Origin of the sequence: Mesorhizobium sp. WSM4904 (assembly GCF_029674545.1) — a bacterium.
Taxonomy (GTDB): domain Bacteria; phylum Pseudomonadota; class Alphaproteobacteria; order Rhizobiales; family Rhizobiaceae; genus Mesorhizobium.
The window spans coordinates 5,781,821-5,799,412 of sequence record NZ_CP121354.1; the positions used below are offsets into that span (position 1 = coordinate 5,781,821).

Annotated in this window: 14 protein-coding genes and 2 pseudogenes; 6 read left to right on the plus strand and 10 right to left on the minus strand. The window is 63.4% G+C overall.

Going from position 1 to position 17,592, the window contains the following annotated elements; genetic code table 11:
• Nucleotides 1-169: 169 nt before the first annotated feature.
• A pseudogene (locus tag QAZ47_RS28110) lies at nucleotides 170-345 on the minus strand (integrase); the annotation flags it as partial.
• A 293-nt stretch (nucleotides 346-638) separates the two neighbouring features.
• Between QAZ47_RS28110 and QAZ47_RS28115 the strand changes: the two are divergent.
• Entirely contained in the window at nucleotides 639-2,582 is a 1,944-nt protein-coding gene (locus QAZ47_RS28115; protein ID WP_278231540.1) for a DUF47 family protein, read from the plus strand.
• Nucleotides 2,579-4,243: a PEP/pyruvate-binding domain-containing protein gene (locus QAZ47_RS28120; protein WP_278231541.1), complete on the plus strand. Its 1,665-nt coding sequence runs from the start codon at nucleotides 2,579-2,581 to the stop codon at nucleotides 4,241-4,243. The genes QAZ47_RS28115 and QAZ47_RS28120 overlap by 4 nt, the downstream gene beginning before the upstream one ends.
• A 92-nt stretch (nucleotides 4,244-4,335) precedes the next feature.
• Here the strand turns inward: QAZ47_RS28120 and QAZ47_RS28125 are convergent, their stop codons facing one another.
• The 9 genes and pseudogenes from QAZ47_RS28125 to QAZ47_RS28165 form a co-directional block, all read right to left on the minus strand.
• Nucleotides 4,336-4,476 (minus strand): host attachment protein, encoded by a 141-nt coding sequence (locus QAZ47_RS28125; protein WP_278233897.1) that lies wholly within the window; start codon nucleotides 4,474-4,476, stop codon nucleotides 4,336-4,338.
• A 346-nt stretch (nucleotides 4,477-4,822) separates the two neighbouring features.
• Complete coding sequence (locus tag QAZ47_RS28130; protein WP_278231542.1) at nucleotides 4,823-6,052, minus strand: HlyD family efflux transporter periplasmic adaptor subunit; 1,230 nt, start codon at nucleotides 6,050-6,052, stop codon at nucleotides 4,823-4,825.
• Nucleotides 6,053-6,057: 5 nt separating this feature from the next.
• The gene (locus QAZ47_RS28135) at nucleotides 6,058-8,421 is read right to left on the minus strand and encodes an ABC transporter permease (RefSeq protein ID WP_278233898.1); all 2,364 of its coding nucleotides are present in this window, start codon (nucleotides 8,419-8,421) and stop codon (nucleotides 6,058-6,060) included.
• Between the two features lie 4 nt (nucleotides 8,422-8,425).
• Nucleotides 8,426-9,134, minus strand: a pseudogene (locus tag QAZ47_RS28140) (ABC transporter ATP-binding protein).
• A gap of 3 nt (nucleotides 9,135-9,137) precedes the next feature.
• The gene (locus QAZ47_RS28145) at nucleotides 9,138-9,602 is read right to left on the minus strand and encodes a hypothetical protein (protein ID WP_278204161.1); all 465 of its coding nucleotides are present in this window, start codon (nucleotides 9,600-9,602) and stop codon (nucleotides 9,138-9,140) included.
• Between the two features lie 4 nt (nucleotides 9,603-9,606).
• Nucleotides 9,607-10,287, minus strand: a complete 681-nt coding sequence (locus tag QAZ47_RS28150; protein ID WP_278204163.1) for an isoprenylcysteine carboxylmethyltransferase family protein — start codon at nucleotides 10,285-10,287, stop codon at nucleotides 9,607-9,609.
• Complete coding sequence (locus QAZ47_RS28155; RefSeq protein WP_278204165.1) at nucleotides 10,284-10,541, minus strand: DUF2933 domain-containing protein; 258 nt, start codon at nucleotides 10,539-10,541, stop codon at nucleotides 10,284-10,286. The genes QAZ47_RS28150 and QAZ47_RS28155 overlap by 4 nt, the downstream gene beginning before the upstream one ends.
• Before the next feature lie 169 nt (nucleotides 10,542-10,710).
• Nucleotides 10,711-11,115 (minus strand): host attachment protein, encoded by a 405-nt coding sequence (locus QAZ47_RS28160; RefSeq protein WP_278204167.1) that lies wholly within the window; start codon nucleotides 11,113-11,115, stop codon nucleotides 10,711-10,713.
• 155 nt (nucleotides 11,116-11,270) lie between these two features.
• Nucleotides 11,271-11,567: a metalloregulator ArsR/SmtB family transcription factor gene (locus tag QAZ47_RS28165; RefSeq protein WP_278073240.1), complete on the minus strand. Its 297-nt coding sequence runs from the start codon at nucleotides 11,565-11,567 to the stop codon at nucleotides 11,271-11,273.
• A gap of 169 nt (nucleotides 11,568-11,736) precedes the next feature.
• On the opposite strand from QAZ47_RS28165, the gene QAZ47_RS28170 reads away from it, so the two are divergent.
• The 4 genes from QAZ47_RS28170 (at nucleotide 11,737) to QAZ47_RS28185 (ending at nucleotide 17,576) form a co-directional block, all read left to right on the plus strand.
• Nucleotides 11,737-13,029 carry an FAD/NAD(P)-binding oxidoreductase gene (locus QAZ47_RS28170; protein WP_278204169.1) on the plus strand — a complete coding sequence of 431 codons (1,293 nt, stop codon included), beginning with the start codon at nucleotides 11,737-11,739 and terminating at the stop codon, nucleotides 13,027-13,029.
• Between the two features lie 28 nt (nucleotides 13,030-13,057).
• Nucleotides 13,058-13,261, plus strand: a complete 204-nt coding sequence (locus QAZ47_RS28175) for a DUF2892 domain-containing protein (RefSeq protein ID WP_127248327.1) — start codon at nucleotides 13,058-13,060, stop codon at nucleotides 13,259-13,261.
• An 83-nt stretch (nucleotides 13,262-13,344) separates the two neighbouring features.
• A complete protein-coding gene (locus QAZ47_RS28180; RefSeq protein ID WP_278204172.1) occupies nucleotides 13,345-14,355 on the plus strand; it encodes an efflux RND transporter periplasmic adaptor subunit in 1,011 nt (336 codons plus the stop codon).
• A complete protein-coding gene (locus QAZ47_RS28185) occupies nucleotides 14,352-17,576 on the plus strand; it encodes an efflux RND transporter permease subunit (RefSeq protein WP_278231543.1) in 3,225 nt (1,074 codons plus the stop codon). Before QAZ47_RS28180 ends, QAZ47_RS28185 begins: the two co-directional genes overlap by 4 nt.
• The last annotated feature ends 16 nt before the right edge of the window (nucleotides 17,577-17,592 follow it).

Consider the following 17,592-nt stretch of genomic DNA (forward strand, 5'->3'; position numbering starts at 1 on the left):
CGTACCAGCCAGCCTGTTGCCGGAACTGGTGCTCCGCTTGGGACAGCCACAAGGACAGCTTCAGGCGGAGCTGTCCCCTTGAGCACCGCTTCGCATTGCACCGCCGGCTGAAGCCGCCCTAGTTGAGGGCACGGCGGGCCTTCGCCTTGCGGCTCGAGCCGCTTGAGCAAAGCGAGCGGCCTTTCGGCACGAAGGTTGCTATTGATGCCGGCCCCGACGTCGTCCCCAGGATTGGCAATCTTCTCTCCTTGCTGGGATCGATAACACATAGGCCTGCTTCAGAATGTCTCGCACATGGATAGCCGTCGCTGCAGCTCCGCGGTCAATGATCTTGCCACAGTGTGCCTCAGATCGTCCGGTGTGATTTTCCGCCAGGAGGCGGTTGCGGCATAAAGCGAGACTTGGACGGCAGGAGGGAAAAATGATAAATCCATCCGAAATTCATGTCTCTAAGTCATAAATATATTAGTCGATTAATTATTTTAGATAATCGTTCAAATCACCCGAGCGAAACTTATCCACGTGCCTCGATAGCTGCTTTTGATCCACATCAAGGCCGAAGGCGACCCACGAATGTTTATTTCCATTACAACACATCAACATTTGAAGCCCGCACAAATCATCCCGGAGTTTCGAACATGGAGAAGACCGGTGTCGTCGCCGCGCTCGGGCAGACCGAGCTTTTGCGCCCGGCTTGGATCAAGGCGGCGCTGGCGGCCAATGACCGGCTCAAATTCTATCTCACCGTGCTGCAGGCAGCCCGTGCCCAGGCCGACCATCCGGGAACGGCGCAACTCGACCTTCACCGGGAATATTCCTCGGCGCATATCGATGCGCCATGGATCATCGAACTCCCTGCTTCCGCTTATCTCGAGGCTTCGACGCTCCATCTCGCCAATCTGCCCAAGCTGGCGCAGAAGCTGCGCGATGATCTGCGCATCATGGCGCGCCCGATCCAGGGCAGCGCCGAAGATCCGGATCTCACCCTTTCCGCGCGCGTCGACCAGTGGTGCCGGTGGGTCGACCGTCTTGGAACAGAGCTCGACGCGGCGCAATTGAAGGCGCTGACCAGCGGCAGACGCGGCGACGAAGACAGCTTCCATCTGCTGGTCATGGATTTGCACAAGGCGCTCAACCATTTCGCGGCGCAACTCTCCGGCGAGACGATCGACGGTGCCCATGTCTGGCAATTGTCGCAACAGGATGGGCCGAGGATTTCCGCTTTCATGCGGGGGCTCAATCGCACACGGGCGCTGAAGCTCGATCACCCAGGCCTCGATACCGCTGCAACGCGCGACGGCGAACGCCTGCTTATCCAGAACGACATCGGCACCAACGATGCGCATGTGCTCGTCGCGCAGGTGGAAGGCCTGGTGCTGACGCTGACCTATTCGGATCTGCATCGGCAGCGCTTCGCATTCTTTCAGGACATGCTTTCGCAGATCGGCGCGAAATGGTCGGCGGTCGGTTCGCGCATGACCGACGGCCTTAATTCAGGAGATGCCTACTGCATCGGCACCGCGACGTTTGAATGTTCGGACGAAGCCGCCTTGCTCAAGGCGCTGGAAGGACTGGGGGCGCGCATCGTCTTCCTGATCGATTGGAATCGCGCCCGCAAGCGGCTGCGCCAGATCGTCGGCAAGGCTGGTTCCGTCGCCGTCCTGAACGAATGCGCGCGGCGGGAAATCGGTCACAGGGGCTGGCTGGAGGCGGGAGGCGAAGCATTGATATTCGCCGCGATGGAGGCTGTCGGCAGCGACTACTTCCGCATCGGCGACACACTCGATGCGGTGATGGGCGCCGCCCCGGCGCAGGAATTCCTGATCGAGGCGATGGCAATGGCGTCGCAGGCGATGCAGCAGCGTCAGCCGGTATCGCGCATCGCGGACTCGATCCGCCTTCTGCTCATTCGCCATGTCGGACGCCATCATGATGAATTCGCTCTGCTGAGCGAGCACGCTTCGTTCTGCCATGCGCTGGCCGAGGGAATCCGCGATGCCATCGCCCACGGCCACGAGCGTTCCGCCAAGGATGCCGAAAAGCTGGCCAAGCGGGCGAAGGCATGGGAGCGCAAGGCGGACTTGCTCGTCATGCGCTCGCGCGAACGGGCCGAACGCAATCCGCGCTGGTTGCCTTTTACACGGCTGATCGAACGCGCCGACGACATTGCCGACGCGATGGAGGAAGCTGCCTTTCTTTTCTCACTGATCGCCGAGAACCACGACAAGGCCTGGCCCGCCGATGTGCGCGAAGGCATGCGGCAGCTTGCCGAAAAAACCCTCCAGGCCACGCAGGATCATGTCAAGCTGCTGTTGATTGCCAGCGCGCTTGGCGAAGGCAGCGACGCCAGCGACCATGAGGAATTCATCGCCATCTCCTGGCGCGTGGTCAACGCCGAGCAGCAGTGCGATCAATTGCTGCGCGACGTGCGACGACTTTTGGTGCGCAACATCGACGACGCTGCGACGCTCGGCTTGGGCACCGATTTCGCCGCGGCCTTGGAATCGGCGACAGACGCGCTGCTTGCAACCGCCTATGGCATACGTGATCTGGCCTTCAGCCGGCTGGGAGTCGAGGCATGAGCGCATCTGTCAAGTCGGCCGGGCAGCCTGAAACCAAGGACGATCTCAAACGCATATACTTCATCGGCGGCAAGAAGCCGCCGCAGGACGCGGCCACCACGGCTGCCCTCGGATTCAAGGCCTATAACCTCGCCAAACTGGCCGCGCTCGGCCTCGAGGTGCCGCCCGCCTTCGTGATCGGGACCGGCTATTGCGCCGATCCGCAAGCGGTCGTTCCGCAACTTTGGCGGCCTGCCCTGGCCGAGCTCGAAGCGTTCACCGGACTGAAGCTGGGGGACGTCCGCAGGCCGCTGATGCTTTCGGTGCGTTCAGGTGCGCCGGTCTCGATGCCGGGCATGATGGAGACGCTGCTGAACATCGGACTTACGGACGCGACCATCCCAGGCCTGATACGCCTGACCGGTCATCCCCGGCTTGCCTGGGACGCCTACCGCCGGCTCATCGCCGGCTATGGCGAGGTGGTCGCCGGTATCGATCTTCATCATTTCGAGGCCGATCTTGCCGCAGTCCGGCAGGACGAGGATGAACGATCTCTCGACTTCACCAGCCTCCGGCAGATCGCCCAACTGCATCTCGAGACTTTTCACCGGCAAACCGGGGCGCCGTTCCCGCAGAATCCGGAAACCCAGTTGAGCGAAGCGATCAATGCCGTTTTCCGGTCGTGGGGAAGCGAAAAGGCGATGGCCTATCGCAACCTCCATGGCCTGTCGCATGAGATGGGCACGGCCGTGACCGTCCAGCGAATGGTGTTCGGCAACGCCGGCGGCCTCTCCGGGGCCGGCGTCGGCTTCACGCGCAATCCCATCACCGGCGACCACAAACCTTGGGTGGACTTCCTTTTCAATGCGCAGGGCGAGGATGTCGTGAGCGGGCGCCGCACCGCTCGCGGCCATGACGAGCTCGCCGCCGTGGCGCCGCGGGTCTGGGAGGAGCTGGTCGACGCGGCGGCCCTGCTCGAACGCCGCTTCGGGGATATGCAGGACTTCGAGTTCACCGTCCAGGAAGGGGTGCTGTTCCTGCTGCAGACCCGCAACGGAAAACGCACTCCCATGGCGACCGCCCGCATTGCGCTGGATCTTCTGGCCGAGGGCGTGATCGACGCGGAGACAGCGCGGGAGCGGACGCGCGGCCTCGACCAGCATGCGCTGACCGTCCGCGGCATCGGGAGCGACGACGGCGTCGCTTTGTCTCCCATCGCCTCGGCGGCATCCGCATCGAGCGGTGTCGTCTGCGGCGAGATCGCGCTCGCGGAGGCAAGGGTGCGCGAGCGCAAGGCCGCTGGTATCAGCGTCATCCTCGTCCGCAGCGATGCCGAAACCCGCGACATTGCCGCGCTCGACGTCGCCGACGGATTGTTGACGCAGCATGGCGCCAGGACATCCCATGCCGCGGTCGTCGCACGGCAGCTCGGCAAGGTCTGTCTGGTCGGTTGCGAGACAATGACGATCGACGCCGCGCGAAACGAGGTCAATATCGGCGGCGCCATCTTTCCGGAAGGCGCGGTGATCACGTTGGATGGCAATAACGGCAGCATCTATTCGGGTGCGGCGCGTATCGTCGAGAACGTGCAGACCGAGCTCTTGGCCCGACTGGACATGTTGCATGGCCGCTCGGCAGAACCGGCGGAGAGATCGGCGACACCATTCGCCGAAGTGGGCTGACTGCCGCAATCACGAACACCGGCCGCTATCGTGACCTGATCCGCTCGCGTAAGCGTGCGTCGCCATTCATGATGGCGACGCACAAACTTCGCTCACGCCGTCGCGACGGCGTATTTGATCGATTCCACCGAATGTTTGACGAAATCCTTGCCGATCTCGCCCACCAGCTTCGCATTCAACGACGGCTGGTAGTGTCTGCGCATTTCGCCAAGCGTACGCGGATCGGCGATCACCAATATGTGCTCGTGCCTCGCTCCATGTCGAAGCGCCGCATCAACTCGAAAAACCCTTGGGCCGAAGCCATGCCGAGGTTCCAGTCGGCTCGCTCGCCCGCATTAGAAGCGGGTTCACGCCCGATATTTGCGCGCCTGAAATAGTATTGAAAACTGCCAGAACGAATGACTTTAAGCTGCGGAAGCCGGCGCTTTCAGTCGAGAGCTTTCCGTTGAGAAAGGCAGCTACAGGCCAATTGCGGAAACCTTTCCGGCCATTCGAACTCACGTTGTGGAACGACCGGACGCGCTCAAAAGTACAGCCTATCCTGCGGGATTATTGGTCCAGGCTCGAAAAACCATTGATCTATTCCGTGTTCCGTTCGCGCACGGCCACCCCGTCGTCCACCCGGTCGCTCGGGTGCAGCACGACCCGATCGCCTTCCGAGAGGCCCGACTCGACCTCGGCCACCTTGTTGTCCCGGTGGCCGATCTTGACCACGGTCGTACGCGCTCGTCCGTCCTTGGCGAGATAGACTGCCCAGTCATCACCCTTTCGAAACAGTGCCGCCACCGGGACTGTGAGGACATTGTCGTCTCGCCAACTCGTCACGTGGACAATGACACGATAGTCGTGCCCGAGCTGCGACCATTTTTCGGGAGGGTCGACCAAGTCGATCTCGGTGTGGACACGCTGCTCCTCGATCCCGAGCGCAGAGACTTTGACGAAGCCGGCTGGATCGATACGCGTCACCTTGCCCCGAAGTGTAGGCCCACCCCAGTCGTCGATCCGCACTGCAGCACCGGCCCTGATCTGGACTGCATCTGTCGAAAGCAGGTCCGCCACCACCTGCAGGTCGAGCGGGTCGCCGATCTCGACAAGCGGCGCGCCGGGCTGGACCATGCCTTCGCTCTCCTGGACGATCTTCAGGATGCGGCCGCTCACCGGCGCGCGAAGTTGGATGCAGCAGGCCGGATCCGATTGTGCGGCGTCGTCGGCAGGCTGGCCGAGCCGCGCCTGGATCACCGCCTGCTCGTTGCCCCGGACTTCGACCTGCGCCTTTGCGCTCGCCAGGGCCGCTTCGTTGGTATCGACTTCGAACCTCGCCTTGTCGAGAGCCCCCTGCGATATCGCCCCGGTCTTGGCAAGCTTCTCCGCCCGCTCGAGTTCCGTGCGAGAATACCCGAGCGCCGCTTCGAGCCGCTTTACTTCCGCTTGCGCGAACGTCACGGCCGCTTCGGCCGCACCAAACGCCGCCACCAACTCCTCATGTGTGCGGACATCATGAAAGCTGGGGGTGGCCGGCTGCATCACCGCCACCACGGTTTCGTCCTTGATGACCGCGTCGCCGACATGATGCGGCGGCGAAATCCTGAGAACCTTGCCGGCGATCGGCACCGACATCGTATAGACGTGCCGAACCTGGGTCTTGGCTTGATCGTCGACCGTGACCTCCATCGGGCCCTTGGCCACCGTCGCCAGGTCGACTGGGATGGGCTGTGGCCATGCGAACCAGACCGCAGCCGCGGCGATCAAGCCAAGGGCCGCAATACCGGCGATTCTCTTCATCCAGTTGATCATCGAGTTGGCACGCATGGTTTTCAATCCCGCGTCTTGAGAACGGCTACGAGGTCGAGTTGATTGACGCGTCTGCGGACGATCAGCGCCGAGAGCACAGCCGCAGCAATGACAATCACGCTGGCGAAAACATAGGTTGCAGGCTCGACGACCAGGCGCACCCGCATCAGTTCCCCGGCCAAGTTCGTCTTCATGATCCAGGCAAGACCGTAACCGATAGCCCAGCCCGGCAGCTGCGCGACCAGGGTCAACAGCGCGAGTTCAAGCAGCAGCATGCGCAGCACCTCGCCGTCTGTGAAGCCCAGGACCCGCAGGCTCGCCAGCTCTCTGGCTCGCTCCGACAGGGATACACGAGCGTTGTTGTAAACCACGCCGAACGCGATGACGGCCGCGAGGCCCGTGTAGATGCTGGACATCGTCGTGACCAGAATTGCCACGGCATCGCGGAAAGTGGCGAGGGACGCCGTCTGCAGAGCCAGGCTGCTCACGACCGGCATGGCCTTGACCGCGGTGTAGAACTCATCCTGTCTGTTCTTGTCCAGGCTGACGCTGACGCCGTTCGCCATCGGTGCTTCGCGAAGCAACTTGGCGAGCGCTTCCTGATCCATCATGCCGCGCATGCCGAGATAGTCCTCGATCAGCGCCGCCACAGGAAGCGAGACCGTCCGGCGCTCACCGTCGAGCAGATCGACCTCGACGGTGTCGCCAACCCGCACCTTCAGAATGCTGGCAAGCATGTCCGAGATCGCGAAGCCCGATTCCGGCAGAACTACAGGCTTCAGGTCAGCATCGATGATGCGGTTGAGCTCCGCTCCGCGTGGCCTGGCGCGGATCATGACCCGGCGCTCGACATGGCCGTTGCGGACACGGACCTGGACTTCTCGATAAGGCTCCGCGTTCAGGACGCCGGGAAGTCTCACGATCTGGAAGGCCACTTCCTGAGGACGCTTCTCGATGAAGCTCACGGTCGCGTCCTGACGATCCGCAAGGAAGTACGTGACATCGATAAGCTGTTCCATCGTGCCTCCCGTGAAGAGCGACACGATCAGGATCGCCGTCGCCAGCGACATGCCGAGCGCGGTGAAAGAGGATCGAACTGGATGGCGCGCGATATTGCGCAGCATCATTCTCGTCGGCTGCGAGACAAGGCCTGCCAGACTGATGCTCAACGGCAGCGTTCGATGGAAAACCGGCGGAGCCGGCGGCTGCATGGCGACGGCAGGAGCCAGATTTACGACTTCGCGCAAGGCGCGCAGTGCGCCGATCGTCGCGGCAAAAAAACTCAAGCCAGCCGCTGCGACGTAGAGATCGAGGCTCTTGGTGAACAGAAGAAAAGGGAAGCGGAAAAAGTCTGCGAATATTCCGGTCACATAGCTGCCGAGCCACGTGCCGATCACGCTGCCGATGACGATGCCGACCACCGTGATGATGCCCACGAATTTCAGGTAGTGCAGGACGACGCTGGCGTTGCGGTAGCCGAGCGCCTTCAGCAGGCCGATCTGTTCGCGCTCGAGTGAAACAAGGCGGCTGAGCGTAAGGTTCACCAGGAACGCCGAGACCAGCAGGAAGATCGGCGGCAGCGTGCGGCTCATGTTGTTGAGCATGTCGAGCTCGTGATCGAGCCAGGCATGCGATGTCTGGTCCTTGCGTCCGTAGGCAGCGCGCCCGCCATAGCGGTCCAGCAGGTCGTCAAGACGCGTCGTCGCCTCCCGCTCCGACGTTCCCGGCAGCAGCTTCAGCGACACGGACGAAAAGGCGTCCTCCAGATCGTAGGCGCTGGCGAGGGTCCGTTCGGACATCCAGATGACACCGAAGCGGCGGCCGTCCGGCATGATGTCGCCAGGGCCGACCGCATAGACGTACTCGGGAGAAAGGGCGATGCCGACGATCCTCAGGTCGCGCTTGCGGCCGTTGAGGATTGCAGCGAAGCCTGAGCCCAGGGCGAACCGATGCGCTTCGGCGAAGTTTTCATTGACGACGACTTCGTCTTCCCGGCCGGGATCGGGAGTTCGGCCGGCACGCATATAGAGGCGATTGAGCTTCGGCTCGCCGACCTCGGGCAGCGAGACGACCACGCCGGTGGCCGGTGCGGTCTGGCCCGGTATGTCGAGGAGCGCGAATTGCGCGATCCGCGCATCGACGGCCGCGACGCCTGGAATTTCCGCGATCCGGCGGATGAGCGCTTTCGGGGCCCGCCGCGCCGTGGCGAAGACATCGGCGAAACCGTAGCGCTCGTAATAGGCAGCCCTCGTCTCGTCGAGAGAACGGTAGGAACCGACGGCGAGCAGAAGCGTCGCCACCCCGCCACCGACCACGAGCGCGATGGCGAGAGCCTGCGCCCAAAGGCGGACGAGGTCGCGGAAGAGCTTTCTGTCCAGGGCGCGCATGTCTTCACCACTGCAACTCGGCGACGGCGCGCCGGGCTTCGTTGGTGACGGCCTTCGATATCTGCCCGTCGCTGAAGAACAGGACCCGGTGCGCGACCTCCTGAATGACGGCGTTGTGGGTGATGATGACGGTGGTCGTGCCGAGTTCGGCATTGACCTTCATCAGCGCGTCGATCACCCGAACGCCCGTCCTGGAGTCGAGCGCGCCTGTCGGCTCGTCGCAGAGCAGCACCTCCGGACGCTTGGCGATCGCGCGGGCGAGTGGCGACGCGCTGCTGTTCGCCGCCCGACAGCTGCGCCGGAAAATGATGCATGCGCAGCTCCAGCCCGACGAGAGCGAGGGCGTCCTCGGGACGCATCGGATCGTCGGATATCTCTGTGACCAGCGCGACGTTCTCGTAGGCCGTCAGGCTGGGGATCAGATTGTAGAACTGGAACACGAAGCCGACGTGGCGGCGGCGATAGGATGTCAGTTCCCGGTCATCGAGGTCGGTCAGCCGCAGGTCCTTGAACGACAGCTCGCCGCTGGTCGCGTGATCGAGCCCGCCCATGATGTTGAGCAGTGTCGATTTCCCGCTGCCCGAGGGGCCGAGCAAGACGATCACTTCCCCTGCCGAAATCTGCAGGTTCACGCCGCGCAAGGCGTGCACTTGCGTCTCGCCCGACACATAGGTCTTGGCGAGATCCTTCGCGGTGAAGACAAGGTCGGACATGCGTCACTCCGCCCTGCTTGCCCGCATGGCGGCTTGCTTGAGCTCGACCAGAAACATGCCCACGCTCGCGGCCCATGGGATCGCGATAGCCAGCAAGGCCCACCGGAAATCGGATCCTATGACGAAGTTGACGACAACCATCCATCCGATTGAGGCGACGCCGGCGGCGAGCACGCCCGGAAGAGCCCACCGCTCGTGCCACCGGAACGACGTCGCGGCGATCGTGACGGTCAGAATGCCCGAGGCGATGGCATACCCGCCAAGCACCTGAAACACGCGCTCGACCCATGATGCCATGCGTGGCTGCTCGGCCTGAAGCTGTTCAAGGGACAGGCCGACGAAACGCGCGTCCTCCGGCAGGAGCGGCGGCCGAAGGAAGATGAAGAAGGCGCCAATGCAGATTAGCGCCGCACCGAAGACGGCGAGAAGGATTGCCGAGAACGGCCAGGATCGGCGGTGCTCAGCCATGGCGCTAGGTCTCATCCGGCTCAGCGGAGCCGCCGACCGAACCGCCAGACAGTCGGTCCCACCTCGGAATGAATGCCGGAACCTGTGCCATGTATTTGCGGTAGGCGTCGCCGAATTCGGCAATCGCTTCGCGCTCCTCGGCCCGCGCCAGCCTCACATACATAACGACCAGCACAGGGAACATCGCCAGCGTCAGCAGCGTCGGCCACTGAACGAGGAAGCCGAGCATCACAAGGATGAAGCCAACATATTGCGGGTGGCGGACGTAGCTGTACGGTCCGCTGGTCGCGAGCGAGCGGTGCTGCTGCGCGTCGTAGAGAACCCGCCATGCGACCGCGATCACCCAAAACCCGCCGCCGATCAGGATGAAGCTCAGCAGATGGAACGGCCCGAAATGCGGATTGACCCGCCAGCCGAACATCATTTCGAGCAGATGCCCGGCGTCGTGCGAGAACCAGTCGATCCCCGGATAGCGGGACTGCAGCCAGCCCGACAGCAAGTAGATGGTCAGCGGAAAGCCGTACATCTCCGCGAACAGCGCGACCAGGAATGCACTGAACGCGCCGAACGAGCGCCAGTCACGGGTCGTCGTCGGCTTGAAGAAGCTGTAGGCGAACAGAATGAAGACGGCGGAATTGACGATGACCAGGCTCCAAAGGCCGTAGGCTTGTGTTTCGGCGCTCATGGCAGATTCCTTTCGTCTGGCTGATTGCGGTGACCGCCGTGTCCGCCATGGCCATGTCCTCCATGCATGAAGAAGTGCATGAAGACGCAGCCGAACGGCAGCAGATAGAACAGCGCGCCAAGCACATGGGCGCGGTGCTCGGTGAAGAGCAGGAACGCGCCGATCGCGAGGAAGCCGAGCAGGACGAGCCCTGCTCGGGACGTCAGAAAAGAACCTTGCGGGTGTTCGTGGTCCGAATGGTCATGTGTCGACATTGCGGGTCTCCTATTCGACGACGAGGCGGCCGCGGAACATGAAGAGATCGGCGACACCATTCGCCGAAGTGGGCTGACTGCCGCAATCACGAATACCGGCCGCTATCGTGACCTGATCCGCTCGCGTAAGCGTGCGTCGCCATTCATGATGGCGACGCACAAACTTCGTTCACGCCGTCGCGACGGCGTATTTGATCGATTCCACCGAATGTTTGACGAAATCCTTGCCGATCTCGCCCACCAGCTTCGCATTCAACGACGGCTGGTAGTGTCTGCGCATTTCGCCAAGCGTACGCGGATCGGCGATCACCAGTATGTGCTCGTACGCTTCCTCGAGCGCCTGGTGGTTGAGATAGGCCGCAACCGACCCGGCAAAATCATCCTCACGCAGCCGGGAGTCGTCCGGGTTGGCGGTAGAGCTGCGGTGCCTGCCGCCGGATCCGGCGCGGGCTACTTCAAGGACGGGATCCTCGATCTCGATCAAATCGAGATGCGGCTCGTGGCCCTTGTTGTGGAACAGCCGCAACTTCTCGCCATCCGTAACCGCGACAAGGGTGTCATTATTCAGGATCATGTGTCTTCTCCACAATCGGATCGCGTGGGCGTTCGTCCGCCTGATGCATCAATGCGAAAAGGAGATTGCAGATCCGGTTGCGCTGCCTTGACGTGGATCAAGCGAAGAACGGGCGGTGAGCAAGAAGCTCTCCCCAGCCTCAAAGCTGCGGTCACCTACTTCGGGCAGAAAGCCGAATGCAGCGCTTCGATGACCGTCAGCACTTCCGGCCTGGTGATGCGGTAATAGACGGTGGTCCCGTCGCGGCGGGCCTCGACCAGCCCGTCGGCCCTCAGCCGCATAAGCTGTTGCGACATCGGCACCTGGTCGATGTCGAGCAGTTCGCGCAGCTCGGCCACCGAGCGCTCCTCGTCGCCGAGGGCGCACAGAACGAGCAAACGCTGTGGATGGGACAGGCTGCGGAGGAGTTCCGCCGCCTTGCCCGAGGCCGGGATCAATTCTCGTACATTCATTTTCTTGAATTTATAATCTTTGAATGTTACATGCAAGCTTGCCGTTCGGGCTCACCGACGCCGTCACCTTACAATCGTGCCGCCCCGTTTGGAAATTGAGCCCGATCAACGCAGAACGCTGCCTTCCCGCGCAGAATGCTGCGGAAGGTCGAACCAACGGGAGGATATCATGTCCCACATCGTCGTCCTCGGAGCAGGTCTCGGCGGCACGATCATGGCGTATGAAATGCGCGACAAGCTGCGCGGCGAGGATCGGCTGACCGTCGTCACCCTCGGCACGTCCTATTCCTTTGTGCCTTCCAATCCCTGGGTGGCCGTCGGCTGGCGGGAGCGCAAGGACGTCACCGTCGATCTGGCGGACACCTTCAAAAGGCGCGGCATCGCGCTACGTCCCGAGGGCGCGAAGAAGGTGCATGCGAAGGAAAACCGCGTCGAGCTCAACGACGGCTCCTTCGTCGATTACGACTATCTGATCATCGCGACCGGCCCGGATCTTGCCTTCGACGAGGTGCCAGGTCTCGGACCTGCCGGACACACCCAATCCATTTGCCAGATCGATCATGCCGTCGCCGCGCGGGCGAGGTTCGACGAATTGGTCCGCAAGCCAGGTCCTATAGTCGTGGGCGCGGTCCAGGGCGCATCCTGCTACGGCCCGGCCTATGAATTCGCCTTCATCCTGGACACCGCGCTGCGCAAGGCCAGGGTGCGCGACCGCGTGCCGATGACCTTCGTGACGCCGGAACCCTATATCGGCCATCTCGGCCTCGACGGAGTCGGCGACACCAAGGGCCTGCTCGAGAGCGCCATGCGCGATCGCCACATCAAGTGGGTCACCAACGCCAAGGTGGCTTCGGTCGACGCCGGCGTGATGCATGTCGAGGAAGTCAACGACGATGGGACGACCAAGGCCAAGCATGACCTTCCCTTCGCCTTCTCGATGATGCTGCCGGCTTTCCGCGGCGTGCCGGCGGTGATGGGTGTCGAGGGCATGGTCAATCCACGCGGCTTCGTCACCATCGACAAGCATCAGCGCAACCAGACCTATCCGAACGTCTTCGCCATCGGCGTCTGCGTCGCCATTCCGCCGGTCGGCAAGACACCGCTTCCCGTGGGCGTGCCGAAGACGGGTTTCATGATCGAATCCATGGTCACGGCCACCGCCGAGAACATCGGCGCGCTTCTGCGCGGCGAGGAGCCGAGGGCCGTCGCGACATGGAATGCGGTCTGCCTCGCCGATTTCGGCGATGAAGGCATAGCCTTCGTCGCGCAGCCGCAGATCCCTCCCCGCAACGTCAACTGGTCCTCGCAGGGCAAGTGGGTTCACGCGGCGAAGGTCGGGTTCGAGAAATACTTCCTCCACAAGGTGCGGCAGGGAAAGAGCGAGACCTTCTATGAGGGGCTGGCGCTCGACGTTCTCGGCATCAAGAAACTCAAGGCCATCCACATCGAGCCGGCCGAATAGGCACGGCGGTTTCCAGGAGAAAAAGGTCATGACGATAGACAGGGCAGTTCTCATGTTCGCGGGCTTCATGGTGCTGATATCGCTCGCGCTCGGCATCTACTATTCGCCCTACTGGTTCCTGCTGACCGCATTCGCCGGGCTCAACATGGTGCAGGCCTCGGTCACGGGCTTCTGCCCGGCGGCGATGGTCTTCAAGAAGCTCGGCTGCAAGCCGGGCGTGGCGTTCAAATAGCGGCACGTCATTGCGAGCAATTGGCCGCTGTCGGGAGGCGGCCCAGTCGCTCCCGACCCATTTCAATCGACGAGACAAGCATAATGACAACCATACGATCGGCCCTCGCGAGCATTGTTCTGATCGGCGCCGCCGGCCTTGTCGCGGTCGATGCACGCGCCGCCGATTTCACAGTCAAGGCCGCGGCCGTCACCGAGATGAAGGCTGTGTATGGACAGGTGGAGAGCCGCACCATCCTGCCGGCCAGGGCGAGGATTTCGGGAACCGTCGCGTCCGTCCGCGTCTCGGAGGGCGCTGAGGTAAGCAAGGGCGACGTGATTGCCACGGTCGTCGACGACAAGCTCGCACTGCAGCTCAGAGCCGCCGACGCCAAGATCGCGGCGCTGAATTCGCAACTCGACAGCGCCCGCACCGATCTGCAGCGCGCGCAGGACCTGCTCGCCAAGGGTGCCGCCGCTCAAAGCCGGGTCGACGCCGCCAAGACGCAGTTCGATGTCGTCACGAACCAGCTGGCGGCTGCGATTGCCGAGAAGGCGGTCATCGAGCAAAGCACCAGGGAAGGCGATGTCCTGGCTCCGGCCGACGGCCGGGTGCTGACGGTACCGGTGGCCGCCGGCTCGGTGGTCATGGCGGGCGAACCCGTCGCACGGGTGGCGTCGGGCCAATACTATCTGCGACTGTCCTTGCCGGAACGGCACGCCGTCGAAATAACGGAAGGCGCCCGCGTCGACATCGGCGAACGCGGCACGGGTACCAATGCCGGCTTCGTCAAGGCCAGCGAGGGACGGATCGCCAAGGTCTACCCCGAGATCGAGAATGGCCGCGTGATTGCCGACGTCGAAGTCGTCGATATCGGGACCTATTTCGTCAATGAGCGCACGCTCGTTTCCATACCGGTTGCCAAACGGACCATGCTGGGTGTCCCGCCGGAGGCACTCAGGACCATCCACGGCATAGACTACGTCACGGTCGAGACGGCGGACGGCCCGCTCGAGGTCGCGGTCGTGCTGGGCGGGGAATTCCAGGACGCCGGCCAGCCTCGCGTCGAGATCCTGAGTGGTCTTGCCGATGGCGACAAGGTCGTCCTGCCATGAAACTCGGCATCGCCGGCTGGCTTACCCGTTCCTTCATCGCATCGCCGCTGACGCCTCTGTTCCTGCTGGCCGCGCTGGCGCTCGGGCTTGTGGCCCTGGTCACTCTGCCGCGTGAGGAGGAACCGCAGATCTCCGTACCCATGGTCGACATCCACGTGTCCGCCAACGGCCTGAAGGCCGAGGATGCCGTCAAGCTCGTGACCGAGCCGCTGGAGACGATCATCAAGGGCATAGACGGCGTGGAGCACGTCTACTCGCAGACCACGGATGACGGCGCGCTGGTGACCGCGCGCTTCAAGGTCGGCACCAGCTCGGATGCCGCGATCCTGCGTGTCCACGACAAGGTCCGCGCCAACATGGATCGCATCCCCGTCGGGATCCCGGAGCCGCTGATCGTCGGGCGCGGCATTGATGACGTCGCCATCGTGGTGGTGACGCTGACGCCGGCGCGACAGGCAGCGACGCGCTACTCCTCTGCGGATCTGACGCGCCTTGCGCATGAACTGCAGGTCGAGGTCGCAAAGCTTCCCGATATCGGCCTCACCTACATAGTCGGGGAGCAGCCGGAAGAGATCCAGGTCGAACCGGATCCGGAAAAGCTCTCGCTCTACGGCATCACGCTGCAGCAGTTGACGGGCAAGATCGCGGGCGCCAACCGTTCCTTCCAGATCGGCACGGTGCGCGACCAGAGCAACCAGCGGGTGCTGGTGGCCGGCCAGACGCTGCAGGCTTTATCCGATATCGGCAACCTTTTGCTGACCGCTCGCGACGGCCGGCCGGTCTATATCCGCGACGTCGCCAGCATCGTGCTCGCGACGTCGCCGGCGGAGAACCGCGTCACCGACATCGTCAAGTCCGACAAAGGTCTCGAACGCACGCCGGCCGTGTCGGTGGCGATCGCGAAGCGACCGGGTACCAATGCGGTCGTCATCGCCGATACGATCGTCAAGCGCCTAGATCAGGTGCGCGGCCAGATTTTCCCCAAGGACGTCGAGATGGCCGTGACGCGCAACTATGGCGAAACGGCCAATGAGAAGGCCAACGAATTGCTCTTCCATCTCGGCTTGGCGACCGTCTCCATCGTTCTCCTGGTCGCCGTCGCAATCGGTTGGCGGGAAGCTCTGGTGGTGGCCGTGGTGATACCCACGACGATCCTGCTGACCATGTTCGCATCGCGCGTCATGGGCTACACGCTGAACCGCGTCAGCCTGTTCGCGCTGATCTTCTCCATCGGCATCCTCGTCGACGACGCGATCGTGATCATCGAGAACATCGCGCGCCACTGGGCGATGGACGATGGACGTTCGCGCACCCAGGCGGCGATCGACGCGGTCGGCGAGGTCGGCAATCCCACCATCGTCGCGACGCTGACCGTGGTGGCGGCGCTGCTTCCCATGCTGTTCGTTTCCGGCCTCATGGGTCCCTATATGAGCCCGATCCCGGCCAACGCCTCGGCCGCGATGCTGTTCTCCTTCTTCGTCGCGGTGATGCTGACGCCATGGCTGATGATGAAGCTCGGCGGCAAGGATCAGGCCGGCACGCATGGCCGTGCCGGCAGCGCGCATGGCGGCGTGCTGGGGCGCATCTATGTCGCGGTGGCGCGGCCGATCTTGAAGTCGCGGTTCCGGGCGTGGGCCTTCCTTTTGCTCGTGGGCGTCGCCACGATCGGGTCCATGGCGCTGATCTACACCAAGCATGTGACGGTCAAGCTTCTGCCCTTCGACAACAAGACCGAGCTCCAGATCGTGGCGGACCTGCCCAAGGGCTCATCGGTCGAGGATACCGACCGGCTGCTGCAGGCAGCCGTGAACCGGCTGGCCTCGGTGCCGGAAGTGGTTTCGTTCCAGACCTACGCAGGCGCCGCCGCGCCTTTCAACTTCAACGGCCTGGTGCGCCACTACTACCTGCGATCGAGCCCCGAACAGGGCGACATTGCCGTCAACCTGCTTCCCAAGGGCGAGCGCAGCCGCGCCAGCCATGCCGTTGCGCTCGACTTGCGCGATCGCTTGAAGGGAATGGCGATGCCGGCGGGCACGGTGCTGAAGGTGGTCGAGCCGCCGCCGGGGCCGCCGGTGCTCGGCACGCTGCTGGCCGAAATCTACGGCCCGGACGCCGAGACCCGCCGTGCGGTCGCGGCCAAGGTGCGCGAGACCTTCGCCAGCGTCCCGTTCATCGTCGACGTCGACGACAGCTTCCACAACCAGCCGGAACGGCTGCGGCTTTCGATCGACCAGGACAACCTCGAATACTACAAGGTCGAGCAAGCGGACGTGTACGACACGCTGAGCTATCTCTACGGCGGCACCACGGTCGGCTACTCGCACCGGGGCGGCGGACGCCTGCCGATCCCGATCCGCACGGCCTTGTCCAAGACAAACGGCGTGGTCGACCAGCGCGCCCTGGCAACGCCGGTGGCAGCAAACGCGCTGCCCGGCGCGCGCGACGTTGTCGAGCTTGGCGACGTCGTGCGGGTGAGCCGGGAGCCGGCCTCCTACCCGATCTTCCGCCACAACGGGCGGCCGGCCGAGATGGTGATGGGCGAACTGGCCGGCGCGTTCGAGGCGCCGGTCTATGGCATGCTCGCGGTGGACGATGCGATCGCCAAGGCGGACTGGGGCAACGTGCCCAAACCGGCGATCGCGCTGCACGGCCAGCCGGACGACGAATCCAAGCCCACTTTATTGTGGGACGGCGAGTGGGAGGTGACCTGGGTGACGTTCCGCGACATGGGTGCCGCCTTCATGGTGGCTATCCTCGGCATCTACATCCTGGTCGTCGGGCAGTTCGGATCGTTCAAGCTGCCGCTGGTCATCCTGACTCCGATCCCGCTGACGCTGATCGGCATCATGCTCGGCCACTGGGCCTTCGCCGCGCCCTTCACGGCAACCTCGATGATCGGCTTCATCGCGCTCGCCGGCATCATCGTGCGCAACTCGATCCTGCTGGTGGACTTCATCCGGCACGCCAGGGGGACCGACGACCCGCTCGTCGGCGTGCTGCTCAAGGCCGGCGCGATCCGCTTCAAGCCGATCCTGCTCACCGCGCTCGCCGCGATGATCGGCGCCGCGGTGATCCTGACCGATCCGATCTTCCAGGGCCTCGCCATATCCCTGCTGTTCGGCCTCGCCTCCTCGACGCTGCTGACCGTGCTCGTCATCCCGGCGATCTACGTAGCGCTGCGTGGTGGCCCACCCGCCGGTGAAGCACCGCAGGCTGGGTAACCTGAGCAAGCCAGCG

What these genes read in the sequence shown, in the direction of transcription:
- QAZ47_RS28135 (WP_278233898.1), bottom strand. Translation starts at nt 8,421, where the DNA reads ATGCGCGCCCTGGACAGAAAGCTCTTCCGCGACCTCGTCCGCCTTTGG.
- QAZ47_RS28150 (WP_278204163.1), bottom strand. Translation starts at nt 10,287, where the DNA reads ATGAGCGCCGAAACACAAGCCTACGGCCTTTGGAGCCTGGTCATCGTC.
- QAZ47_RS28115 (WP_278231540.1), top strand. Translation starts at nt 639, where the DNA reads ATGGAGAAGACCGGTGTCGTCGCCGCGCTCGGGCAGACCGAGCTTTTG.
- QAZ47_RS28185 (WP_278231543.1), top strand. Translation starts at nt 14,352, where the DNA reads ATGAAACTCGGCATCGCCGGCTGGCTTACCCGTTCCTTCATCGCATCG.
- QAZ47_RS28130 (WP_278231542.1), bottom strand. Translation starts at nt 6,052, where the DNA reads ATGCGTGCCAACTCGATGATCAACTGGATGAAGAGAATCGCCGGTATT.
- QAZ47_RS28165 (WP_278073240.1), bottom strand. Translation starts at nt 11,567, where the DNA reads ATGAATGTACGAGAATTGATCCCGGCCTCGGGCAAGGCGGCGGAACTC.
- QAZ47_RS28170 (WP_278204169.1), top strand. Translation starts at nt 11,737, where the DNA reads ATGTCCCACATCGTCGTCCTCGGAGCAGGTCTCGGCGGCACGATCATG.
- QAZ47_RS28145 (WP_278204161.1), bottom strand. Translation starts at nt 9,602, where the DNA reads ATGGCTGAGCACCGCCGATCCTGGCCGTTCTCGGCAATCCTTCTCGCC.
- QAZ47_RS28175 (WP_127248327.1), top strand. Translation starts at nt 13,058, where the DNA reads ATGACGATAGACAGGGCAGTTCTCATGTTCGCGGGCTTCATGGTGCTG.
- QAZ47_RS28120 (WP_278231541.1), top strand. Translation starts at nt 2,579, where the DNA reads ATGAGCGCATCTGTCAAGTCGGCCGGGCAGCCTGAAACCAAGGACGAT.
- QAZ47_RS28180 (WP_278204172.1), top strand. Translation starts at nt 13,345, where the DNA reads ATGACAACCATACGATCGGCCCTCGCGAGCATTGTTCTGATCGGCGCC.
- QAZ47_RS28160 (WP_278204167.1), bottom strand. Translation starts at nt 11,115, where the DNA reads ATGATCCTGAATAATGACACCCTTGTCGCGGTTACGGATGGCGAGAAG.
- QAZ47_RS28155 (WP_278204165.1), bottom strand. Translation starts at nt 10,541, where the DNA reads ATGTCGACACATGACCATTCGGACCACGAACACCCGCAAGGTTCTTTT.